The 22,620-nt window shown below is 36.4% G+C and carries 22 protein-coding genes; 12 read left to right on the top strand and 10 right to left on the bottom strand.

The window, feature by feature from the left end; translation table 11 throughout:
• Positions 1–165 precede the first annotated feature (165 nt).
• Positions 166–2,772, bottom strand: a complete 2,607-nt coding sequence (gene clpB, locus HX109_RS00180; protein WP_178949209.1) for an ATP-dependent chaperone ClpB — start codon at positions 2,770–2,772, stop codon at positions 166–168.
• A 146-nt stretch (positions 2,773–2,918) separates the two neighbouring features.
• On the opposite strand from clpB, the gene ytxJ reads away from it, so the two are divergent.
• Both ytxJ and HX109_RS00170 read left to right on the top strand, forming a co-directional pair.
• Positions 2,919–3,305 carry a bacillithiol system redox-active protein YtxJ gene (gene ytxJ / locus HX109_RS00175; protein ID WP_178949208.1) on the top strand — a complete coding sequence of 129 codons (387 nt, stop codon included), beginning with the start codon at positions 2,919–2,921 and terminating at the stop codon, positions 3,303–3,305.
• Between the two features lie 2 nt (positions 3,306–3,307).
• Positions 3,308–3,760, top strand: coding sequence for a GNAT family N-acetyltransferase (locus HX109_RS00170; protein ID WP_178949207.1), 453 nt, complete (start codon positions 3,308–3,310; stop codon positions 3,758–3,760).
• Positions 3,761–3,817: 57 nt separating this feature from the next.
• On the opposite strand, the gene fahA is transcribed toward HX109_RS00170, so the two are convergent.
• Entirely contained in the window at positions 3,818–5,113 is a 1,296-nt protein-coding gene (gene fahA / locus HX109_RS00165) for a fumarylacetoacetase (protein WP_178949206.1), read from the bottom strand.
• Positions 5,114–5,337: 224 nt separating this feature from the next.
• Here fahA and glyA point away from each other — a divergent pair, with 224 nt between their 5' ends.
• Positions 5,338–6,612 (top strand): serine hydroxymethyltransferase, encoded by a 1,275-nt coding sequence (gene glyA / locus HX109_RS00160; RefSeq protein WP_178949205.1) that lies wholly within the window; start codon positions 5,338–5,340, stop codon positions 6,610–6,612.
• 69 nt (positions 6,613–6,681) lie between these two features.
• Here the strand turns inward: glyA and HX109_RS00155 are convergent, their stop codons facing one another.
• On the bottom strand, positions 6,682–7,404 hold the full coding sequence (locus HX109_RS00155; RefSeq protein ID WP_178949204.1) for a hypothetical protein: 723 nt from the start codon (positions 7,402–7,404) through the stop codon (positions 6,682–6,684).
• Positions 7,405–7,586: 182 nt separating this feature from the next.
• Here HX109_RS00155 and HX109_RS00150 point away from each other — a divergent pair, with 182 nt between their 5' ends.
• The 7 genes from HX109_RS00150 (at position 7,587) to HX109_RS00120 (ending at position 14,416) form a co-directional block, all read left to right on the top strand.
• Positions 7,587–8,186 carry a TetR/AcrR family transcriptional regulator gene (locus tag HX109_RS00150; RefSeq protein WP_178949203.1) on the top strand — a complete coding sequence of 200 codons (600 nt, stop codon included), beginning with the start codon at positions 7,587–7,589 and terminating at the stop codon, positions 8,184–8,186.
• Positions 8,187–8,229: 43 nt separating this feature from the next.
• Positions 8,230–9,540 (top strand): TolC family protein, encoded by a 1,311-nt coding sequence (locus HX109_RS00145; protein WP_178949202.1) that lies wholly within the window; start codon positions 8,230–8,232, stop codon positions 9,538–9,540.
• A gap of 4 nt (positions 9,541–9,544) precedes the next feature.
• Complete coding sequence (locus HX109_RS00140) at positions 9,545–10,447, top strand: HlyD family secretion protein (protein WP_178949201.1); 903 nt, start codon at positions 9,545–9,547, stop codon at positions 10,445–10,447.
• Between the two features lie 11 nt (positions 10,448–10,458).
• Positions 10,459–11,361, top strand: a complete 903-nt coding sequence (locus tag HX109_RS00135) for an ABC transporter ATP-binding protein (protein WP_178953980.1) — start codon at positions 10,459–10,461, stop codon at positions 11,359–11,361.
• Between the two features lie 73 nt (positions 11,362–11,434).
• Positions 11,435–12,199 carry an ABC transporter ATP-binding protein gene (locus HX109_RS00130; RefSeq protein WP_178949200.1) on the top strand — a complete coding sequence of 255 codons (765 nt, stop codon included), beginning with the start codon at positions 11,435–11,437 and terminating at the stop codon, positions 12,197–12,199.
• Positions 12,192–13,301 carry an ABC transporter permease gene (locus tag HX109_RS00125; protein ID WP_178949199.1) on the top strand — a complete coding sequence of 370 codons (1,110 nt, stop codon included), beginning with the start codon at positions 12,192–12,194 and terminating at the stop codon, positions 13,299–13,301. Before HX109_RS00130 ends, HX109_RS00125 begins: the two co-directional genes overlap by 8 nt.
• A complete protein-coding gene (locus HX109_RS00120; protein WP_178949198.1) occupies positions 13,298–14,416 on the top strand; it encodes an ABC transporter permease in 1,119 nt (372 codons plus the stop codon). The genes HX109_RS00125 and HX109_RS00120 overlap by 4 nt, the downstream gene beginning before the upstream one ends.
• A 4-nt stretch (positions 14,417–14,420) precedes the next feature.
• Here the strand turns inward: HX109_RS00120 and HX109_RS00115 are convergent, their stop codons facing one another.
• Positions 14,421–14,945 carry a DUF3124 domain-containing protein gene (locus HX109_RS00115; protein ID WP_178949197.1) on the bottom strand — a complete coding sequence of 175 codons (525 nt, stop codon included), beginning with the start codon at positions 14,943–14,945 and terminating at the stop codon, positions 14,421–14,423.
• A gap of 386 nt (positions 14,946–15,331) precedes the next feature.
• Here HX109_RS00115 and HX109_RS00110 point away from each other — a divergent pair, with 386 nt between their 5' ends.
• Positions 15,332–16,795, top strand: coding sequence for a transglycosylase SLT domain-containing protein (locus HX109_RS00110; RefSeq protein WP_178949196.1), 1,464 nt, complete (start codon positions 15,332–15,334; stop codon positions 16,793–16,795).
• Positions 16,796–16,868: 73 nt separating this feature from the next.
• Here the strand turns inward: HX109_RS00110 and HX109_RS00105 are convergent, their stop codons facing one another.
• The 3 genes from HX109_RS00105 to HX109_RS00095 form a co-directional block, all read right to left on the bottom strand.
• Positions 16,869–17,708, bottom strand: a complete 840-nt coding sequence (locus HX109_RS00105) for a flagellar motor protein MotB (protein WP_178949195.1) — start codon at positions 17,706–17,708, stop codon at positions 16,869–16,871.
• Positions 17,709–17,814: 106 nt separating this feature from the next.
• Positions 17,815–18,828 (bottom strand): glycosyltransferase family 2 protein, encoded by a 1,014-nt coding sequence (locus HX109_RS00100; protein WP_178949194.1) that lies wholly within the window; start codon positions 18,826–18,828, stop codon positions 17,815–17,817.
• 39 nt (positions 18,829–18,867) lie between these two features.
• Positions 18,868–19,314: a type I restriction enzyme HsdR N-terminal domain-containing protein gene (locus tag HX109_RS00095; protein WP_178949193.1), complete on the bottom strand. Its 447-nt coding sequence runs from the start codon at positions 19,312–19,314 to the stop codon at positions 18,868–18,870.
• 99 nt (positions 19,315–19,413) lie between these two features.
• On the opposite strand from HX109_RS00095, the gene holA reads away from it, so the two are divergent.
• Positions 19,414–20,418: a DNA polymerase III subunit delta gene (gene holA / locus HX109_RS00090; RefSeq protein ID WP_178953978.1), complete on the top strand. Its 1,005-nt coding sequence runs from the start codon at positions 19,414–19,416 to the stop codon at positions 20,416–20,418.
• Here the strand turns inward: holA and HX109_RS00085 are convergent.
• The 3 genes from HX109_RS00085 to HX109_RS00075 all read right to left on the bottom strand — a co-directional run bounded on the left by HX109_RS00085 (position 20,405) and on the right by HX109_RS00075 (position 22,583).
• The gene (locus tag HX109_RS00085) at positions 20,405–20,599 is read right to left on the bottom strand and encodes a hypothetical protein (RefSeq protein WP_178949192.1); all 195 of its coding nucleotides are present in this window, start codon (positions 20,597–20,599) and stop codon (positions 20,405–20,407) included. The two genes, holA and HX109_RS00085, sit on opposite strands and share 14 nt — an antisense overlap.
• Positions 20,600–20,745: 146 nt before the next feature.
• A complete protein-coding gene (locus tag HX109_RS00080; protein ID WP_178949191.1) occupies positions 20,746–21,531 on the bottom strand; it encodes a serine hydrolase in 786 nt (261 codons plus the stop codon).
• A 14-nt stretch (positions 21,532–21,545) separates the two neighbouring features.
• Complete coding sequence (locus HX109_RS00075; protein WP_178949190.1) at positions 21,546–22,583, bottom strand: GMP reductase; 1,038 nt, start codon at positions 22,581–22,583, stop codon at positions 21,546–21,548.
• Positions 22,584–22,620 lie beyond the last annotated feature (37 nt).

The raw sequence follows: 22,620 nt of genomic DNA, 5'->3' as shown, positions 1-22,620 counted from the left end.
AGTCGATAAAAAAAGCACCCGCAACTAACGCTACGGGTGCTCAACTAACCAACCAACTTAAAACTAAATAATTCAATAGAATTATCTAACCTTAATCTTTATATTTTAATATAACTAACATTGAATCAGTCGTCTAAAAGGTTTGTGCCTTACAGCTCTTAAATGTTAATTTTCTATTAAATCATTCTGATTTCTAAAAACCAACTCTCCATCAAATTCATCAATTAAAATAATGCTATCCGCAGTTATTTTTCCACTTAATATTTCTTTAGAAAGATTGTTCAATACTTCTTTCTGAAGTACTCTTTTTACAGGTCTTGCACCGTACTGTGGGTCGTAACCTACTTTAGCAAGATGCGCTATAGCTTCTTCCGTTGCGTCGAGTGTAATGTTTTGTTTGGCCACCATTTTAGTGATTCCTTTAAGTTGTAAGCGTACAATATCTTTTATATTGTCTGCGGTTAAAGGCGTAAACATTACAATATCGTCTATACGGTTGATGAATTCTGGACGAACGCTTTGTTTCAAAAGGCCAAGTACTTCTACTTTTGCTGCTTCGGTGGCGCTATCGATATCTTTGGTAGCTTCAAATTTCTCTTGAATTATATGACTTCCAATATTACTGGTCATTATTATAATGGTGTTTTTAAAGTCAGCAAGACGTCCTTTGTTATCGGTAAGTCTTCCTTCATCTAAAACTTGAAGCAGAATATTAAAAGTATCGGGATGCGCTTTTTCTATTTCATCTAAAAGTACTACAGAATAGGGTCTTCTTCTTACTGCTTCCGTAAGTTGTCCACCTTCATCATACCCAACATACCCCGGAGGTGCGCCCACCAATCTACTCACCGAATGGCGTTCTTGATATTCGCTCATATCAATACGTGTCATTGCTCTCTCATCATCGAACAAATATTCGGCCAACGCTTTGGCAAGCTCTGTTTTACCAACCCCTGTAGTCCCTAAGAAAAGAAACGAACCAATGGGTCTATTGGCGTCTTGCAAACCAGCTCTGCTTCTACGAATGGCATCTGAAACCGATTCAATGGCCTCTTCTTGCCCAACCACACGACGGTGCAATTCATCTTCGAGGTTTAATAGTTTTTCACGTTCGCTTTGCAGCATTTTAGTCACGGGAATACCCGTCCACTTGGCAACCACTTCAGCAATATCATCGTTGGTGACTTCTTCTTTTATCAAGCTTTTTCCAGAAGCCTGTTCCTCTTGAAGCTTTTTCTGAAGAGCCTCCAGTTTTTCCTGCGACTCCTTGATTTTCCCGTAGCGTATTTCAGCAACTTTTCCGTAATCACCATCTCTTTCAGCACGTTCTGCTTCCAATTTGTAGTTTTCGATATTTTCCTTAGTGGTTTGAATATCGTCTACCACATCTTTTTCGCTTTTCCATTTGGCATATATTTCATTACGCTCTTCCTTAAGGTTTGCCAAATCGGCATTTAAGGATTTAAGTTTGCTTTCATCGTTTTCCCGTTTAATGGCAGCAATTTCAATCTCCAATTGCATGATTTTTCTATCGTATACATCCAATTCTTCCGGTTTGGAGTTGATTTCCATACGGATTTTAGAAGCCGCCTCATCCATTAAATCGATGGCTTTATCTGGTAAAAAACGATTGGTGATATAGCGTTGCGATAGTTCTACCGCAGCAATAATAGCTTCATCTTTTATTCGAACCTTATGGTGCGTCTCATATTTTTCTTTGATTCCACGTAAAATAGAAATTGCACTTTCGGTATCAGGTTCGTCTACCAATACTTTTTGGAACCTACGCTCTAAAGCTTTGTCTTTTTCAAAATATTTTTGGTATTCGTCTAAAGTAGTGGCGCCAATAGCCCTTAGCTCACCTCTTGCCAAGGCAGGCTTTAAAATATTTGCGGCATCCATGGCTCCTTGGCCACCTCCAGCACCAACAAGGGTATGAATTTCGTCAATGAATAACACAATGTCACCATCAGAAGTGGTTACTTCTTTAATCACAGCTTTTAAACGCTCCTCAAATTCCCCTTTGTACTTTGCACCGGCTATAAGGGCTCCCATATCTAAAGAGAAAATCTGCTTTTCTTTTAAGTTTTCTGGAACATCCCCCTGCACAATTCTATGCGCTAAACCTTCGGCAATGGCAGTTTTACCAACTCCAGGCTCCCCAACGAGCATAGGATTGTTTTTTGTTCTTCGGGAGAGGATTTGGAGTACGCGCCGTATTTCTTCATCCCTTCCAATTACGGGATCTAATTTCCCATCATTGGCTAGTTGGTTGAGATTTTTGGCATATTTATTTAAAGAGTTATAGGTTTCTTCGGCACTGGCTGAAGTAACCCGATCCCCTTTTCGCAATTCTTCAATTGCCGCATTTAAACCTTTTTCGGTAACCCCTTGATCTTTTAAAATTTGAGCAATTTTACTTTTAGATTTAAAGATGGCAAGTATTAAATGTTCTACGGAAACAAATTCATCATTCATTTTTTTAGCGATGATGCTTGCTTCGTTCAATGTCTTTCCAGCCTCCCTAGAAAGCATGAGCTCGCCGCCTTCTACCTTAGAAAAACTGTTAAGGGTGCTTTCCAACACTTGTTTTAAAAGCGTTACATTCACATTCAGTTTTTTCAAAAGAAAGGGGAGTACATTTTCGTCCACATCGAATAATGCTTTAAAAATGTGCTCATTTTCTATTTGCTGATGTCCATATCCTTGGGCAATTTGTTGCGCCTGTTGTATGGCTTCTTGAGATTTTATGGTAAAATTATTTAAGTTCATTATATTTAAATGTTTATTGTCGATATTTGTTAAGCAATTAGTATTCCGATCTTAAAAACTGACTTTTTGACGCTTTTTCACGTTAAAATAGTGACTTTTTGACTCATTGATGTGTTTTATCGGAACAATACCTTTACATTAAATTTATGAATTTTTTTAAATCTATATTCGGCGAAAGCCAAGAAAATAAAGATAAAGATCTGAATTGGAATCATTTAATAGATGTTTCACAGTTTGAAATAATAAAGGAGGAATCCAAATCGTTTCCAGTGGTAATATTTAAGCACAGTACCCGATGCGGTATTAGTAGGTTTGCCTTGAGCAATTTTGAAAATGCTTATGATTTTTCTGAAAATCAAGTAAAATTATATTTTTTGGACATCCTGAAGCATCGTGATGTTTCTAATGCCATAGCGGAAACGTTTGGAGTACGCCATGAGAGTCCGCAACTGTTAATCGTAAAAAATGGAAATGTGGTTTATCATGAATCACATGGTCAGATAGAAGCTGAAAAGATTTCTGATTTTATTTAGGGATGATTACCTTAATCCGCACCGACGCTGCGCATACTGATTTTAAAAAATTAGTGAAACATCTAGATCGTTACCTAGCTGTTATGGATGGGGATGCCCATGAGTTTTATGATCAATTCAATAAAATTGAAACACTCACCGAAGTAGTGTTAGCTTATTTAGACGAAACCGTGGTTGGTTGTGGAGCTATAAAACCTTACGACTTAAATACGGCAGAGATCAAAAGGATGTATGTAGCCCCGAATTGTCGGGGAAAAGGGGTGGCCTCTATAATTTTAAAAGAATTGGAGGTATGGAGCAAAGATCTTTCATTTAATAAAACTATTTTAGAAACAGGAATTGACTATAAAGATGCCATTGCGTTGTATAAAAAGAATGGATATCAACAATTACCAAACTATGGACCTTATACGAATAGCGAACTGAGTATTTGTTTCGGGAAGGAGTTGAAATAAAAATGCCGTCTCAAGTATAAATTTGGACGGCATTAAATTTTTCTAACCCGAGAAACTTTATTTTTTGTTCTTTTTAGGGTTGAATGGTGGCAAAAGCTTATTGGCAACTTCTCCAAAACCAATCCTTACCTTCTCGTTTTTACAATATCCGCGCATTGTAACCGTATCGCCGTCATTTATAAATTTACGCTCGCTACCATCTTTCATTTTAATTGGTTTTTCCCCTTTCCAGGTGAGTTCGAGCATTGAACCATAAGAATCTGGAGTAGGTCCCGAAATGGTTCCACTACCCATCATATCCCCGCTTATTACGTTACAGCCATTAATGGTATGGTGCGCCAATTGCTGAGACATATTCCAGTACATGTATTTAAAATTACTTTTCGTAACCGTAGTCGCTTCCCCATTTTCTGGTGTTAAATCTACTTCAAGATTAATGTCGTAGCTCTTTTTTCCTTTAAAATGAAGATAGGGCAGAGGCTCTGGATCTTGTTTTGGTCCTTCTACCTTAAACGGTTGCAGTGCATCGAGTGTAACAATCCACGGAGAAATGGAGGATGCAAAATTTTTGGCTAAGAATGGTCCCAATGGTACGTATTCCCATTTTTGTATGTCCCTTGCGCTCCAGTCGTTAAACAGTACCATTCCAAATATATAATCTTCGGCTTCTTCAACTGGGATAGGTTCCCCCAAATGGTTCGCATCTGTAGTTATAAAAGCCATTTCCAATTCGAAGTCCACTAATTTAGAAGGTCCAAAAACAGGTTCTTCCGCTCCTTGAGGCAATGTTTGTCCTTTTGGTCGGCGAATAGGGATTCCGCTGGGTACAATAGAAGAACTTCTACCGTGATAGCCTACGGGAATGTGCAACCAGTTTGGCAACAGTGCATTATCGGGGTCCCGAAACATGGTACCCACATTGGTAGCATGCTCTTTACTGCTGTAAAAATCGGTATAATCGCCAATCTGTACAGGTAGTTGCATTTCAATTTCGTCTAAAGCAAAGAGAACGATCTTACGGTGTTCTTCATTGTTCTTCAGGGTTTCGTTCTTGGCGTCGAAAATTTCGGCAATTCTGTTTCTTACCAGTCGCCATGTTTTCTTTCCGTCAGAAATAAAATCATTTAAAGTATCTTGAAGGAATATATCGTCGGTAAGTGGAATTCCGTTGAAATATCCCAATTGGTGTAGTGCTCCTAAGTCAATAGCAGTATCACCAATTCGGGTTCCAATGGTAATAACATCGTCTCTGGTTAAAAAGACACCGAAGGGAATATTTTGTATAGGGAAGTCGGAATCCTGACTTACGGTTAGCCAAGATTTTCTATTTGGATTGTTTGCTGTATCAGACATGACAATTTTGTTAATTATTGTTTGATAATTTAGGATTTAAAGGTATTAATTTCTACCAATTTACCGAATCTATTTTATATTTTTGACCATTCTTTAACGAAATACTCCCAAATGAAACATTCTTAGTTAATTCTAAGCTGTAAAAGGGAATGATTATACGGATGTTTCACCTGCCTGCCGTTAAGGTAGGTGTAAAATTTGAAAAGACAACTAAAAAGAGACACATGAAAAGAGACGAACAGATTTTTGATCTTATAGAAGCTGAAAAGAAACGACAGCTAGAAGGGATTGAGCTTATTGCTTCAGAAAATTTTGTAAGCGAACAGGTAATGGAAGCTGCAGGTTCTGTACTAACCAATAAATACGCCGAAGGATATCCTGGAAAACGTTACTATGGAGGATGTGAGGTTGTAGACGAGGTGGAAACCATTGCCATTGAGCGTGCAAAAGAACTTTTCGGTGCCGTATATGCCAATGTACAACCGCATAGTGGTTCGCAAGCAAATACCGCTGTTTTCGCAGCGTGTCTAAAACCTGGAGATAAAATTTTAGGTTTCGATCTTTCTCATGGTGGGCACCTTACCCATGGTTCGCCAGTTAACTTTTCTGGAAAATTGTATGATCCTGTTTTTTACGGGGTGGAAAAAGAAACCGGTAGATTGAACTACGAGCATATCGCCGAAGTAGCTAAAAAAGAAAAACCTAAATTAATTATTGCCGGTGCTTCTGCATACTCTAGGGATATAGATTTTAAAAAGTTCAGGGAGATTGCAGACAGTGTGGATGCTTTATTAATGGCAGACGTTTCGCATCCAGCAGGATTAATTGCTAAAGGAGTGCTAAGTGATCCAATTCCACATTGCCACATAGTAACTACAACTACCCACAAAACATTGCGTGGGCCTCGAGGCGGACTCATACTAATGGGGAAAGATTTTGAAAATCCTTTTGGATTAAAATTAAAGAATGGGAATCTTAAAATGATGTCTTCCTTATTAGACAGTGCGGTATTCCCTGGCAACCAAGGAGGTCCTTTGGAGCATATTATTGCGGCAAAAGCTATTGCTTTTGGTGAAGCTTTAAGTGAAGATTTCTTGCATTATATAGTACAAGTAAAGAAAAATGCAGCCGCCATGGCTAAAGCTTTCGTTGAAAAGGGGTATAAGATTATTTCTGATGGAACCGATAACCATATGGTATTGATAGATTTGAGAAATAAAGATATTTCTGGAAAAGAAGGGGAAGAAGCCCTTGGAAAAGCAAATATTACCGTAAATAAAAATATGGTTCCTTTTGATGATAAGAGTCCGTTTGTTACAAGTGGTATTCGTATTGGAACTGCAGCGGTTACTACCAGAGGTTTGGTAGAAGAAGATATGGAAGCCGTTGTGAATTTGGTAGATGAAGTTCTAATGAACCGCGAGGATGAAACTAAAATTGAAGCTGCCAAAAACCATGTATATCGCTTGATGGCTCATAGACCTTTGTTTAAAGCATAAGTATCCATAAAGAAGCCGTCTCAAAACTAATTGAAACGGCTTCTTTTTTATACTAAGAATTAAATTTCTTTAATTATTGAAGAAAAAATCGTGAATATCAATTATGCTTCCTCTGCTTATTTGAACAAGATTTTGAGTTTCCTTTAAAAAAATACCCAGTGATCTTTCGTTATATACAAATTTCATATGGTGGTCATAATCAATGGATGTATACATATCGCCATCCATCTTGTAAAAATCGATATCTCCTTTTCCTTTCGTCCTTACGCCCCTATTTACAATTTTCCCGTCTAAAAGTGTGTTTCTTATGGCATCTTTGTTTGTGAGTCCAGAAGCCGCAGTAACATAACTTGTCATCATATCCAACCATTTATCGGAGTTTAGTAGGAACCATTTTACTTTTTCAAAATTTATTCCGTATTCATTAATCCAACCGTGACTGGTAAAACCAATCAAGACATGTTTTGTACCGTCCAATTCGATATCTTCTTTCGGAGTAAATTGCTGTATCTTAAAAGTGATAACAGAGGCTGCAGACATATCTTTAACTTTCTTTCCATCAAAGTCAATTGTTTTAAGAGAGAAGTTTTGAAGTTCAGGATTATTTGCTAAGATCCATTCAGTAGCAGTTAATTCTGCACGTTCTTTCATTTGTTCTACGGCAGCAATACCTGCACCAATGGCAATTAGAGCGCCAGCTGCCGCAGCTGCTGCAGCTCCATTATTCTGGGCAGCAAGGTTTTTGGGAACTAAAGTGATGGTAATCATTAAAATTAAAAAGTACTTTTTCATTGTGATTAATAGTTTAGGATTTGAAATTTTCAAAAATAGGTAATAGGGAGGTTTTATATTTATGGAATTCCGTAAATATAAATAATTGATATAAAAAGCCCACCGCTAGTGCTTTTAGCGTGCTGATATTAAATCTTAAATAAAAACAGCTATATTTAAACAGAGAATAGTAAGGAGCAAATATGGCCACGAAAGGAACCGATCAAAAAATATTGGAAGCTGCCAAGAAAATTTTTATTCTAAAGGGGTACGCGGGTGCACGTATGCAGGAAATTGCAGACGAGGCTAATATTAACAAATCAATGCTTCATTACTATTATAAAAGTAAAGATGTTCTTTTTTCCAAAATAATGGAACAGGCCATTGTTTTACTGGCACCAAAGTTTATAGAAGCTATTTCTGGTGATTTTTCGGTGATTGAAAAACTGCAACGATTAGTCGTGACTTACATTAATACCATTTCAAAACATCCACACATACCTTTATTTATGCTACATGAACTCTCTCAAAACAGGGTCCATCTTTCATCCAAATTAAAAAAGCATATGAAAACACCTTTGGAAAACTTTGCTGAGGAGATTAAACAGGAACAAAAAAAAGGAATAATCAAGAAAGTTCCGGTAAACCAACTTATATTAACGGTGATGTCGCTTATTGTTTTTCCATTTGTGGCCGAGCCTATTTTCAAAAATGTCCTGGAAATATCAGAAAAAACATATCGTAAAATGATGATGGAGCGCAAAGAAATCGTTTTAGACTTGCTGAAAACCAATTTATTGTAAAATTTTTTTTATATTTATTCAACCATTTGGTTGATTTTTAAGTATGATTCATTTTTATAAAAATATTTTAGGGGTTAAATACTGGTTTAAAGTTTTTACGACAGCTAGTATTTTAATTTTTTCGTACGAGGCCTTATCTCAAGAAAAATCCTTGGAATTAACGCAGGCTTATGAATTGGCCGAAGCCAAATATCCCACTTCAGCCAATAAAGATTTAATAGACAGTATCTACAGTTTAAATACTAAATTATTAAATAAAGAGCGACTTCCAGAAATTACCGCCAATGCTCAAGGACAAGTACAGACCGAAAACTTAACTTTGGGAGTAGATTCTCCAGACAGTCCTATATTTTTCGAACTCCCTTTAGAAAGTTATAAAACCTATTTAGACGCTAATTTTTTTATCTACGATGGCGGTTTGGTTAGTTCTAAAAGAAGAGTACAGGAATCTTCCCTACAGGTAAATCAACAATCTTTAAAAGTTACGTTACGCAATCTAAAAGATAGGGTAAATAAGGCTTATTTCATGGTTCTTCTGGCGCAGCAACAGCAACAACTTTTGTCAACTTCCTTGAATAATTTAAAAACAACAATTTCCGAAGTTCAAGCAAAATATAGCAGTGGGATAGTGTTGGAAAGTGAATTAACGAAACTTATGGTCAGGGAATTGGAGCTTTTGTCCGATTATGATCAACTTTCGGGTGATCTTAAAGCTTATTTGTCCGTTTTGGAAGAATTGGTAGGGGTTTCAATTTCTGAAGCAACCACATTAATAACGCCAAAAGTTTCTACCGATATATTTATGGAGATAGAGCGTCCAGAAGCCCAATTGTTTAATTATCAAATGGAGGCTTTGGAAGCTCAAAAGTCAATTGTTTCAGCCTTAAGAATGCCTAAAGTTGGTCTATTTGCCCAAGGTGGTGTTGGTTATCCTAACCCAGTTAATTTTGCTGCCATAGAAACTGCCACCTACGCATTGGGGGGTGTACGTATTAATTGGGAAGTGTACGATTGGGGGAAAGTAAAAAAGGAAAAGGAAATTTTAGAATTGGAAAAGCAGCAACTGGAAGCTCAGAAACATGCTTTTAAATTTGATATAGAATCGCGAAAAGCTGAATTTATTGAGCGTATAAGAGCTACTGAAAAATTACTTGAAAATGATAAGGAAATAGTAGGCTTGCAGCAATCTATCCTAAAACAATCAGATGTACAACTGGCTAATGGCGTGATAAACAGTAACGATTATTTATTGCAGGTGAATGCAGCGTTGCAAGCAGAGCAAAAATACGAATTTCATAAAGTTCAATTGGAACAACTAAAAATAGAATATTTAACCCTCATTGGAAAATTATAGAAGCATGGGAAACAAATATACAATATTCGTTGGTCTGGCATTTGCCCTTATTGCCTGTTCTAGTGATGACAAAGCGGATGCTTACGGTAATTTTGAAGCTACTACAATTACGATAAGTGCAAAAGGGAACGGGGAATTGCTATATTTCGACGTAGAAGAAGGCGATATAAAACAAAAGGGGGTGAATGTTGGACTAATAGATACAACACAACTTTATTTAAAAAAAATGGAATTGAAGGTGACGTTGGCATCGCTAAATGACAAACTACAGGAAGCTGCACCAGAAATTGCCGTTCTTTTAGAGAAGAAAAGCAACCTTACAAGGGAAAGAAATCGTATACAGAAATTGTACGATCAAAAGGCTGCAACTCAAAAACAGTTGGATGATTACAACGGCGAATTGGATGTTGTAAATCAGCAAATTGCATCAACCAAAAAACAAATTAGTGTTGCCAATAGGGGTGTTTTATCCCAGAGATTACCTATTAGCGCGCAGATTGAAGCGCTTGATAATAATATTCAAGATTATGTAATAAACAATCCCATTAACGGAACCATTTTAACCAAAATTAGAGAAAAACACGAATTTGTTACCATTGGTATGCCCCTTTATAGAATTGCAGATCTATCAAAATTAAAACTTCGTGCCTATACCTCTGCTACTTTTTTGGAAGATGTACAATTAAATCAAGAAGTAACTGTAAGAATTGATGACGGTAAAGATGGTTACTCCCAATTGAAAGGAACGGTAACATGGATTTCCAGTGAAGCCGAATTTACCCCAAAAACCATAGAAACCAAGGAAGAAAGGATAAATTTGGTATATGCCTTGGATGTTGAGGTGGTAAATCCGGGCATTCTTAAAATAGGTATGCCGGGTGAAGTTATATTTAATGCTGCGGAATAGGAAACCAAATGATGAAAGCTATATCAGTAGAAAATATTTCAAAGTCATATGGAAATACAAAAGCCTTGTCGGGAGTTTCTTTTGAAGTAAAGTCCGGAGAAATATTTGGTATCATAGGTCCGGATGGTGCTGGGAAATCAACGCTGTTTAAAATCTTAACTACTTTAATCCTTCCAGAAGAAGGCAAAGCCCATATTTTAGAATTTGATGTGGTAGATGAATATAAGGAAGTTAGAAAAAGTGTTGGATATATGCCTGGAAAATTTTCCCTTTATCAAGATTTGTCAGTTGAAGAAAACCTGTCTTTTTTTGCCACAATTTTTGGAACCACTATTCAGGAAAATTATCATTTAATAAAAGATATTTACGATCAATTAGCACCATTTAAAGATAGGAAAGCAGGAGATTTGTCTGGGGGAATGAAACAAAAGCTAGCTTTGTGTTGCGCTTTAATCCATGAGCCTAAAGTACTTTTTCTTGATGAACCTACCACTGGTGTAGACGCCGTGAGTAGAACCGAATTTTGGGATATGTTAGCCAAACTAAAGAATAATGGGATTGCCATTTTGGTGAGTACCCCTTATATGGATGAAGCTAACTTATGTGATAGAATAGCTTTAATGCAAGATGGAAGGATTTTATCTATTGACACTCCAGAAGAACTAATTAAAACCTACAAGAAGCCTTTATTTGCAGTAAAGTCTACTGATAATTACCAGTTATTGCTTTATCTAAAGAAACAAAGGTTTACAGATAGTGTTTTAGCCTTTGGAGAGTGTTTACATTTTACTGCTAGGGAAAAAATATCCAGTGCGGAATTGAAAGAGAGATTAAGAGAAGATGGTATTCAAGATGTGCAGGTTAAAAAGATAAAACCAAACATTGAAGATGTGTTTTTGGCCTTGAGTAGTTAATTCTTTTACAAAAATATAGACAAAGTAGTTTTTATAGTTTGGAATATAATTCCTCAGCAGTGCAATTATTATTATGAAGATTAGAGAAGAAAAGGAAATTGAAAAAAATGTAATCGAGGTAAAGCAACTTACCAAAAGATTTGGTGAGTTTACTGCGGTAAATGCTATTTCCTTTCAAGTGCAGAAAGGTGAGATTTTTGGTTTTCTAGGGGCAAATGGGGCTGGGAAAACGACGGCTATGAGAATGTTAACAGGATTGAGCAAACCTACTTCTGGCGATGGTTGGGTGGCCGGTTTTAATGTTACCACAGAATATGAAAAAATTAAAAAAGGAATTGGCTATATGTCCCAAAAATTTAGCTTGTACAATGATCTTACCATAAGAGAGAATATTCGATTTTTTGGAGGTATCTACGGGTTGAACAAGGGCCTAATTAAAAGTAAAACTTCGGAAATATTGGAAGAATTGGATTTATCCAAAGTTCAAAACAAACAAGTTGCTTCCCTTCCGTTGGGATGGAAACAGCGATTGGCCTTTGCAGTTTCTATGCTCCACGAACCTCAAATTGTATTTTTAGATGAACCTACAGGGGGGGTAGACCCCAGTGTACGCCGTCAATTTTGGGAAGCTATCTATGCAGCATCAGCCAAGGGGATTACCATTTTTGTAACTACACATTATATGGATGAGGCCGAGTATTGCCATAGAGTATCAATTATGGTAAATGGTGAAATAAAGGCGCTCGACACGCCGCAGAATTTAAAAAAGCAGATGAGTGCGGATTCTATGGAACAGGTATTTATAAAACTGGTAAAAACAACTAGTCAGGATGTTTAAAGTATTTTGGGCATTTGTAAAAAAGGAAACCTATCATATTTTACGTGATAAACGTACGCTTTTAATACTTTTTGGAATGCCATTGGCACAAATACTCATTTTTGGATTTGCAGTGACCAATGAGTTTAAAAATGCGGCAATTGATGTTTTAGACCATTCCAAAGACCAAGAAAGTAAACAGCTTATACAGCAAATGCAGAGCTCGGGATATTTTAAACTTCATAATTTATTAAAAAGCGAAGATGAAATGGAGGCTGGCTTTAAAAATGGCGATACCAAACTCGTAATGGTTATCCCAGCAAATTTTTCGTCGGCACTATATAGTAATACTGGAATGAAGATTCAAATAATTGCGGATGGCTCTGATCCCAATAATGCCAATACCTTGGTTCAATACGCCAACCAAATGATTCATCGGTTTCAAGAACAAAAAGGAGACTTAAGCAGTAATCCTTATAAGATCCCAATAGAAACTAGAATGCTATACAACCCCCAGCTTAGAAGTTCTTATAACTTTGTGCCGGGCACTATCGCCTTGATTTTACTAATCATTTCCGCCATGTTAACTTCCTTGACTATAGCCAAAGAGAAGGAAACTGGAACTATGGAAATATTATTAGTATCACCTTTACATCCACTTATCATTATTTTAGGGAAGGTGACTCCATACGCAGTTTTATCTTTTGTAGATGTAATTCTGGTTTTGCTTATAGGATATTTTATTTTTGATGTACCAGTGGTAGGAAGCTTGATTCTTTTATTGATTATGAGCGCGCTCTACGTTATAACTGCCTTGTCACTAGGAACGCTTATATCTACTGCTTCAAAAACGCAACAAGATGCTATGATGAGATCTTTAATGGGGCTAATGTTGCCATCCATGATTCTGTCTGGGTTTATTTTTCCTTTAACCAGTATGCCTCTTGTACTGCAGGTTTTGGGGCATCTAATACCAGCTACCTATTTTATAGAAATTCTTAAAGGAATTATGCTAAGGGGGGTGGGCTTGGAATTTATTTGGAAACCATTTCTAATATTGGTGTTCATGACAGTTGTTTTGCTTTTGCTCACTTGGAAAAACTTTAAAATAAGACTGCAATGAGGGTTTTATGGTTTTTGATACAGAAAGAGTTTATACAGATTTTTAGGAACAAGGCCCTGTTGCCTATGATGACCATTTTGCCCGTCATTCAACTTTTGCTTTTATCCAATGCAGCCTCCAATGAGGTTAAAAATGTGAATATAGCGGTGGTCGATAATGATCAGTCAGAATTTTCGAAAGAATTAACCGACAAAATTATGGCAAACAAAAGATTTTCTTTAATTGCCACTCCTTTTGGTAATAAAGAAGCCATGAAATATATGCAGGGTAATGAGGTTGATATCATTTTGCAGATTCCAGCTAATTTTGAAAAGAAATTTCTTCGAAAAGAACAGCCTTCAATGCAAGTTTTAGTAAATGCTGTCAATGGGCAACAAGCTACTGTAGGTTCGGGCTACTTAATAAATATTATAAGTACCTTTAATAAAAGTTTGATTGAAAACGTTGCCTCTTTCACGATGTCCAAAACAAACACCGCCACTATTGTTAATAGAAATTGGTATAATCCTGAATTAAAATATACTCATTTTATGGCGCCAGGAATTCTTGCAGAACTCACCGCACTTTTAACCATTGTACTTTCTGCCATGAATGTCGTTCGAGAAAGGGAAATTGGAACTATAGAGCAGATCAATGTTACTCCAATTAAAAAATGGCAGTTCATTTTAGGAAAACTAATCCCATTTTTATGTATTGGGATATTTCTTTTAATTATTGGTTTAACGGTAAGTAAGATCATTTTCAACATCCCGATGCGTGGCAGTCTTATTACTTTGTTTTTATACGCCATAGTGAATTTGGTAGCTGTTCTGGGATTTGGTTTATTAATATCAAATTTCGCAAACACTCAGCAACAGGCGATTTTTGTAGCGTTTTTTTTTATCCTAATATTTATTTTAATGTGTGGATTGTTTACCCCAATAGAAAGTATGCCAAAATGGGCGCAGTACGCTACTATTCCTAACCCTTTGGCTCATTTTATTTCGGTTGCCAGAAAAGTACTAATGAAAGGTAGTGGCTGGGCGGCTATTAAAATGGAGTTTATATACACCCTTGTTTTAGCCATCATCTTTAATACCTTGGCGATTATAAGCTATCGAAAACAAGAATCTTAATAATTTATTTAACCCGCACCCCCGAGGTAGTAAAAGAAAGACCTTGTTGCCCTGCTGTGGAAATCATCACAGCTTCAAAATGTGGAGGAGGCGTGTTTGCCTTGGAAATCCAATTAAACATAAAATTTCCACCAGAACCACCTTCGTTATCCTTGTTATCAATAATTATTTCTAAAGTTTCCATGGGAGCCAAAAAAATAGTGTTGGAGACGTAAGAACGAACAAGTGTTCCAGATTCGTTAAAATAGTTAGCCTTCGATATATAAACACTGTCTTTTTCGCTTACGTTTCTTAGACTTATCGTTGTGGTAAGGTCTTGTTGTGCATGCTGGGTATAACTATATATTTGAGAGTAAACCGATAAATATGTTTGCCCTTGGGTTAAAGTATCGGGAAGATTTTCGCCAATTTCCCTATTCTTCCAATTTATCTTTTGAAGCGTTTCTTCTTCTTTTTTATTTTCACAAGAAAAAAAGAAAACAATACAAAAAGCTGTGATTAAGTATTTATTGAATATCTGGATCTTCATTAAATAAAATTAGTTTTTAAATATAACAAAATTCAACTATGCATTTTAAATTTAGAGGCTTTTTGTAACTTCTTTTAATTTATACACTTACTTTCAATACTTTAACCAAACTACCATTTCTTTTTTTATGAAATCCTTCGCCTATCTGTTTTTTTAAAAACCATTCATCATAATATGTCTGTTTTCAGTTGAGATACTATCAGCAGAAGGTATAAACTCATTAAATTTAGCGAAAGAATTGGAAATTCCCTTTCAGGTCATTAAAGAAAATACAACCACTATAAAGATCATGTTGGGTCATGGAGAATTATAATTTCTTAAATTTATTTCATTTATAAGAAGTTAAATTATTTCAATTTTTCAAAAAACTGTTAATCCCATTACATATGCGCCGATATTTCTTTCTTTTATGTGTACTGCTTTTTAGCTGTGAGACAGAAAGTTCTTCAAATAAAAATAAATCTGTTGATACAGAAACTTTGGATACCCTTCCTTCCGCAAAGGAGGCTCAGAAAGAAATTGTATATCGGGATCTAGATGCCATCAAAGAGGAAGGAATTTTACGTGCTTTGGTGGTATATAGTTCCACCAGTTATTTTTTATACCGAGGTCAAACTATGGGGTTTGAGTATGAACTTCTAAAGGGATTGGCAGAAGATTTAGGAGTAAAACTAGAGGTTAAAATAGTGGATAATTTAAATCATTTAATAGATGCTTTATTGGCTGGCGAAGGGGATATTATTGCACACGGTTTGACCATCTCTTCAGAAAGAAAAGAAAAAGTGGCTTTTTCAGATTATTTGTACTTAACAAAACAAGTCTTGGTACAGAAGAAACCTGATAATTGGCGCACTTTAAATTGGGCAAAATTAGACAGGGCTTTAATTCACGACCCAATGGAGTTATTGGGGGATACGGTAAGTGTAAGAAAGAATACTGCCTATTTTCAGCGTATTAAAAATCTTTCCGAGGAATTGGGAGGGACCATACATATAGATACCATAAAAGGGAGTTATTCTACAGATGAAGTAATGGAGAAGGTTAGCAATGGTGAAGTAAAATATACTGTTGCAGACGATTATTTGGCAAATTTACAAGCTTCTTACTATTCAAATTTAGATGTGTCTGTGCCTGTGAGTTTCTCACAGCGTATTGCTTGGGCTGTTAGGCCATCTTCTAAAAATCTGTTGGCTGAAGTGAATAATTGGGTCGTGCGCATTCGGAAGGATGTAGATTATATTGTAACCTACCGGAAATATTTTAAAAATACGAGAAGCTTTAATCGAAGAATTAAAAGCGATTTTTTCAGTCTTAATACCAATGAAATTAGTCCGTATGATGATATCATTAAAAAAGGAGCCGATTATTTAGAATGGGACTGGCGTTTGCTATCTTCACTTATTTATCAAGAATCCCGTTTTGATCCCACTACCACTTCTTGGGCAGGGGCAATGGGGCTAATGCAGTTAATGCCTGGCACTGCCAATGATATGGGCGTTGATAATATAACAGATCCTACGGAAAATATCACAGGCGGATCTAAATATTTAAAAAAGCTTTACGATTATTACAATTTTATTCCTGATGCTGAACAGCGTATTAAATTCACGATGGCCGCTTACGATTGTGGGTTTCGGCATATTGAAGACGCCATAACCTTGACAAAGATGAACGGGCTTGATAAAAACACATGGGACAATAATGTGGAAAACATGTTGTTAGCGCTAAGCAAAGAGGAAAACTACCGTAAAGAAGGTATAAAATATGGGTATGTAAAAGGGACGGAGCCTTATAACTACGTAGAAAGTATTTTTAGAAGATACGATCATTATCAGGATTTTATTAAATAATGAACATGTATGTAGTATAACAAAAAAAGCATCGCCGAAGCGATGCTTTTAAATATATATTTAGAACGGATCCTTAGTTAATTTTAGGATCTTTCATTCCTTCTTCAATCATGCTGTAGAATTGATCTAACTTAGGTAAGATAACAATTCTAGTTCTACGGTTTTTAGCTTTTCCATCTGCAGTATCGTTAGATGCAACAGGAACATATTGACCTCTACCAGCTGCAGTCATTCTAGCTGGAGCTACGCCAAACTCGTCTTGTAAAATTCTAACAACAGAAGTTGCTCTAAGTACACTTAAATCCCAGTTATCTTTAATAGCTGCAGTTTTAATTGGCACTGTATCTGTGTGTCCTTCAACCATGAATTCGAAATCTGGCTTGTTTTTAACTACTGTAGCAACTTTTCCTAAAACCTCTTTAGCTCTTGCAGAAACTGTAGTGCTACCGCTAGAGAATAATAGTTTATCTGAAATGTTTACATAAACAACACCTTTTTCTACGCTAATGTTGATATCTTCATCATCCAAATTACCCAATACCCCTTTTAAACTTTGTACTAAAGCTAAATTTACAGAGTCTCTACGAGTAACTGCATTTTGTAATTTTCTTATTGTAAGATCTTTTTCCCTTAAGCTCTCTAGAGACTTTTCAAGGTTGTCTGCACCTTTAGATGTAAGGGTTGTTAAATTACCCATATTGTTAATTAACTCTTGGTTATTAGCCTTAAGCACATCTATTTGCTCTTTATAATTGTCTTTTTCCGCTAGACACGAATTCAACTTAACAGTCGCTGAATTTAACAGGTCTTGGGTTTCCTTTTGTTTTTGCTCTAATTCAGCATATTTCTTAGAAGAAACACAAGATGTTAGAAAAATAGCGCTCATGGCACCTAATAAAAAAATTCTTTTCATGATTATGATTTTACTTAATTAACGTTTTAACATTTTAAAACAAAATTATATAAAAAGCAAATGTATGTACATCGTTTTTAGTTAATTTTCTCTTAAATGAACTGTATTATCGCGAAGAACGCTGATTTACAATTTCATAATAATACCTTTTTTGTTTCAAGAAATAACTAAGCACTATTGAAGTACATTCAAAATACTTAATGTCTTTGTTGATAACCCCTCTTTTTTTAAAGATTCTTACAAAGTAGTAATAATAACTTAAATGGGCTTTTAATATTGCAAAAAGATGCAAAAATTTAAACTGAAACAAAAAGCGCAAAGCTGCAATTCCATCTAAAAATAAACGGGCTACAATAAGAGGAACTACCTTTCTTTTAGGAAGGTTCTTGGTGATGGAAAAAAGGGAATTCCTGAAATTTAAAAAGGTCTTTTTCGGATTCATATTTCCCAACGTGGCGCCACCAACATGGTAAACGTGGGATGTGCCAACATACAAAATGGTGTAGTTTCTATTGTGTGCCCGCCAGCAAAGGTCTATTTCTTCTTGGTGCGCAAAATAATCTTCGTCGAAACCTTTTAGGGCGTTAAAAACTTCCCGTTTTACAAACATACAGGCGCCAGTGGCCCAAAATATTTCCTTTATATCGTTGTATTGCCCTTTATCTTCTTCGAGGGTTTGAAAAACCCGGCCACGACAAAAAGGGTACCCTAGTCGGTCAATAAATCCGCCTGCTGCCCCGGCATATTCAAAATGATCTTTATTTTTATAATCTAAAATTTTTGGCTGAAGAATAGCAGTATTTGGGAAGTCTTTAAATGCTTTTTCTATCGGTTCCAGCCAATTCTCGGTAACTTCAACATCGGAATTTAGAAGACAGAAAATATCTTCTTTTACATCTTTCAAAGCTTCATTATAACCTTTCGCAAACCCACCGTTTGTTGTATTCTGAATGATGGAAACCTGCGGGTACTTATCTTTTAAAAAGGCAATGGAATCATCTGAAGAAGCGTTATCGGCCACATAAATATGAGCTTGGGGGGAATAGTTTATTACTGATGGCAAAAACTTTTCTAAAAGCGCTTTCCCATTCCAATTCAGTATAACTACAGCTATCTCCATTTATATTTTTCGAGTTCTCTTTTTAAAACCGATTGCAAATTAAAGCATATAAGGTGGAATATCCTTTAGAAAAATATATTTTTCCTGTTGGTAGTCCATTTTACAGAAATAGTGATCAAGGCCATTGGTAACCATCAAATATTCTGCCTTTAAAGATAAATTATAGCGCGCAATCTGATCGAAAGTGGCCTGGGTAATCTTAACCGATGGAGCCTTACATTCTACAACCAGCTCAATGCTTCCGTTTGAGTTGTAAACCAACACATCGTACCTTCTCTTTAAAGTGTTGACCAACAGTTCTTTTTCCACATTGATAAGTGACTTTGGATAATTTTTTTCTGAAATTAAAAAAGAGACAACATGCTGTCGTACCCATTCTTCAGGTTGAAGTTGAATGAATTTTTTCCGGATGGGATCAAAAATTTGGACTTTATTTTCGCTATTTTTGAATCGGAATTGGTATGCTGGAAAATTAAGTGCTTGCATAGCAACAAATATCAGAAATATCATTAAGAACTCGTCTTGATTTTTTAATCATTTGTAAAAAGTCAAAGTATGTTCTTCAAAAAATCACCTATTCTTTTTATGGATGAAATAAAGAAGATTGTAAACGATGTTAAAGCGGGAAACATAAAGCCCATCTATTTTTTAATGGGGGAAGAGCCCTATTATGTGGATAAGATATCCCAATACATGGAACAGTCTATTTTAACCGAAGAAGAACGTGGTTTTAACCAAATGGTGCTTTATGGAAAAGATGTTTCCATCGATGAGATTGTTTCAAGTGCCAAACGCTACCCGATGATGGCAGAGCGGCAGGTAATAATAGTAAAAGAGGCACAGCATTTATCTCGCACCATCGACCAATTGGAGGCTTATGCATTAAATCCGCAACCCACTACAGTATTGGTAATATGTTATAAATACAAAAAATTGGATAAGCGTAAAAAAGCATATAAAGCCATTGCCAAAACGGGTTATATTTATGAAAGTAAAAAACTGTATGAGAACCAGATTGGTGATTGGATTCGTAGGGTTTTGGCCGGAAAAAAATATGGGATTACCCCCAAGGCAGCCCAGATGTTGGTTGAGTTTTTAGGGACCGATTTGGGAAAAATAAACAACGAACTCGAAAAATTACAGCTCATAATTCCGAAAGGGGAGGAGATTACTCCAAAACACATCGAAGAGAATATTGGGATTAGTAAGGATTATAACAATTTTGAACTTAGAAAGGCCATTGGGGAGCGGGATATCGTAAAAGCCACGCGTATTGTGAATTATTTTGCACAAAACCCGAAAGATAACCCCTTGGTGGTAACCATATCATTAATTTATAGTTTCTTTTCCCAGCTTTTGCAATACCACGGTTTAAAAGACCATTCTAAGGGAAGTGTTGCATCTGCGCTTAAAATAAATCCTTATTTTGTTGGTGAATATCAAACGGCCGCCCGAAATTATCCTATGAAGAAAAGTAGTAAAATTGTCGCTCACCTAAGGGATATCGATGTGAGGAGCAAGGGAGTGGGAGCGGTAAGTATTTCTCAAGCAGATCTTTTAAAAGAACTTTTGGTGGTTATTTTTGGATAGTTCCCTTTTCGATAGCCAACGCTAAACGCTTAAAGAATTCATTATAGACCTCTTTTTTTCCTTTTGTTGGATTACCGTCTTCTCCCCGTCGAACAAATACCAAATTCCATTCTGGAATTACGAAACACATATTTTTGTTAAATCCGCTTGCATAAAATAAGCTTCTTGGTGCGTCCGGCATATGGTAATTCCCAGAAGGCATTTTGCCGATTACCCACCAATTGTAGCCATAACAGCCCCTGCCATCTACATTGTTGCGATCGGTATTGGCTATTACATCTGTATGAACCTGATTGGAAGTTGCTTTGCTTATCCACTTTTTATTTATCAGCTGTTTTCCATCCCAGTTCCCTCCATTAAAAATAAGTGTCCGAACCTAGCTAGTTGACTGGCATTAATGGAAATTCCGGTACATCCATTGTTCAATGGAATACCCTCAAAATCGCCTTCGTTCCACCATTCATAATTCCCGAAATGTATTTGATTTCCTATTTTGTCATCAAATATTTCTTTGAGCGGCTTGTGGGCTTTTATGGTTAGAAGTCTACCGAACATCATTTGTGCTTCATCCCAATAAGCGAAAGCTGAACCAGGTTCGAATAACGGACTGCCAATTTTATATGGCGTGGGCGACCAATCTTTGCTGGGTTCGTTCCATCGACTGTCGCCAACGGCAGAATATCCAGAGGTCATACTAGCAAAATGTCGAAGTTGAACCCTGGGGTAGTTTTCCATTAAATTGGTATCGATGGTTGCAGCCAGTGTTTCTTCAGAAAGGACTCCGTCTTCAATCATCAAACCAAAAACTGTGCTTGTAAAAGACTTCGTAGAAGAATATATATTGTGTTTTTTATAAATGCTATCTCCTTTGTATACGAGATATCCATTTCTAATGACCATTACCTCCTGTAGGCTGTCCTTACCACATTCAGAAGCTAGATATTTCAATGCATCTAGCATTTTAATTTCATCAATTCCCAGCTGTTTTGGAGATTTTTCTTCCCATTTATCCGCAGGGAAAGTCATTTCTGGCATCTCTTTTTCTTCAGAACAAGAAAAAAGAAAATACAGTAGAATAAAAATGAATAACGTAAAGGGGGATTTTGGCAACATTGATAATTTTACTTTTAGGAAAACACTTCATTGTGTTGTTCTTGAACCCTTATAAACGTAGTTCTTTTTGTAAGTTCCTTAAGGCGGCTTGCCCCTACATAGGTGCAGGTAGAACGCAATCCTCCCAACATGTCCTGCAAGGTATAGGCAACATCACCACGATAAGGTATTTCCACCGTTTTACCTTCGCTTGCACGATATTCTGCTACACCTCCAGCGTGTTTTTTCATAGCCGTTTCAGAACTCATTCCATAGAACGCCTTAAATTTTTCCCCATTTCTGGTAATAATTTCACCACCACTTTCGGTATGTCCAGCCAACATACCACCAAGCATTACAAAATCGGCACCACCGCCAAAAGCCTTAGCAATATCACCTGGGATTTTACAGCCTCCATCAGAAATTATTTGTCCGCTTAGCCCATGAGCTGCATCGGCACATTCTATAATGGCTGAAAGTTGAGGGTAACCAACGCCAGTTTTAACCCTTGTAGTACAAACGCTTCCCGGGCCAATCCCTACTTTAACTATGTCTGCACCAGCAATTAGTAATTCCTCTACCATTTCCCCGGTAACCACATTGCCGGCCATTATAATTTTATCGTTAAAGTTATCCCTAGCATATTTTACAAAATCCACAAAATGTTCCGAATAGCCATTGGCCACATCGATACATATAAATTTAAGCTGCGGAAAAGTATCGGTAATTTCTTTCAATTTGGCAGCATCTTCTTTGCTTGTGCCTGTACTTACAGCAATATGATTGTAAAAATCTTCGGTTTTATCGCTAAGAAAAGAATGCCATTCTGCTAAGGAATAGTGTTTATGAATAGCCGTTACGAGTTGGTGTTGAGCTAGCACTTTGGCCATTTCAAAAGTGCCTACCGTATCCATATTGGCGGCTATAATTGGAATCCCTTTCCAAAGGTGGCTGCTGTGTTTAAATTTAAAATCACGCTCCAAAGTAACTTCACTTCTTGACTTTAAAGTGGATCTTTTTGGGCGTATCATTACATCTTTAAATCCGAGTTTTATTTCATTTTCAATTCTCATAGGAAGTTATTTGTCTTGTGAATGTATAATTATTCTT

The organism is Galbibacter sp. BG1, assembly GCF_013391805.1.
Lineage (GTDB): Bacteria > Bacteroidota > Bacteroidia > Flavobacteriales > Flavobacteriaceae > Galbibacter.
The sequence above is the reverse complement of the archived record's forward strand: the minus strand, read 5'-3'. Positions and strand labels throughout refer to the sequence as shown.

Coding starts and splice junctions, on each gene's coding strand:
- clpB (WP_178949209.1), bottom strand. CDS start 2,772: ATGAACTTAAATAATTTTACCATAAAATCTCAAGAAGCCATACAACAG.
- ytxJ (WP_178949208.1), top strand. CDS start 2,919: ATGAATTTTTTTAAATCTATATTCGGCGAAAGCCAAGAAAATAAAGAT.
- HX109_RS00170 (WP_178949207.1), top strand. CDS start 3,308: ATGATTACCTTAATCCGCACCGACGCTGCGCATACTGATTTTAAAAAA.
- fahA (WP_178949206.1), bottom strand. CDS start 5,113: ATGTCTGATACAGCAAACAATCCAAATAGAAAATCTTGGCTAACCGTA.
- glyA (WP_178949205.1), top strand. CDS start 5,338: ATGAAAAGAGACGAACAGATTTTTGATCTTATAGAAGCTGAAAAGAAA.
- HX109_RS00155 (WP_178949204.1), bottom strand. CDS start 7,404: ATGAAAAAGTACTTTTTAATTTTAATGATTACCATCACTTTAGTTCCC.
- HX109_RS00150 (WP_178949203.1), top strand. CDS start 7,587: ATGGCCACGAAAGGAACCGATCAAAAAATATTGGAAGCTGCCAAGAAA.
- HX109_RS00145 (WP_178949202.1), top strand. CDS start 8,230: ATGATTCATTTTTATAAAAATATTTTAGGGGTTAAATACTGGTTTAAA.
- HX109_RS00140 (WP_178949201.1), top strand. CDS start 9,545: ATGGGAAACAAATATACAATATTCGTTGGTCTGGCATTTGCCCTTATT.
- HX109_RS00135 (WP_178953980.1), top strand. CDS start 10,459: ATGAAAGCTATATCAGTAGAAAATATTTCAAAGTCATATGGAAATACA.
- HX109_RS00130 (WP_178949200.1), top strand. CDS start 11,435: ATGAAGATTAGAGAAGAAAAGGAAATTGAAAAAAATGTAATCGAGGTA.
- HX109_RS00125 (WP_178949199.1), top strand. CDS start 12,192: ATGTTTAAAGTATTTTGGGCATTTGTAAAAAAGGAAACCTATCATATT.
- HX109_RS00120 (WP_178949198.1), top strand. CDS start 13,298: ATGAGGGTTTTATGGTTTTTGATACAGAAAGAGTTTATACAGATTTTT.
- HX109_RS00115 (WP_178949197.1), bottom strand. CDS start 14,945: ATGAAGATCCAGATATTCAATAAATACTTAATCACAGCTTTTTGTATT.
- HX109_RS00110 (WP_178949196.1), top strand. CDS start 15,332: ATGCGCCGATATTTCTTTCTTTTATGTGTACTGCTTTTTAGCTGTGAG.
- HX109_RS00105 (WP_178949195.1), bottom strand. CDS start 17,708: ATGAAAAGAATTTTTTTATTAGGTGCCATGAGCGCTATTTTTCTAACA.
- HX109_RS00100 (WP_178949194.1), bottom strand. CDS start 18,828: ATGGAGATAGCTGTAGTTATACTGAATTGGAATGGGAAAGCGCTTTTA.
- HX109_RS00095 (WP_178949193.1), bottom strand. CDS start 19,314: ATGCAAGCACTTAATTTTCCAGCATACCAATTCCGATTCAAAAATAGC.
- holA (WP_178953978.1), top strand. CDS start 19,414: ATGGATGAAATAAAGAAGATTGTAAACGATGTTAAAGCGGGAAACATA.
- HX109_RS00085 (WP_178949192.1), bottom strand. CDS start 20,599: ATGCCGGACGCACCAAGAAGCTTATTTTATGCAAGCGGATTTAACAAA.
- HX109_RS00080 (WP_178949191.1), bottom strand. CDS start 21,531: ATGTTGCCAAAATCCCCCTTTACGTTATTCATTTTTATTCTACTGTAT.
- HX109_RS00075 (WP_178949190.1), bottom strand. CDS start 22,583: ATGAGAATTGAAAATGAAATAAAACTCGGATTTAAAGATGTAATGATA.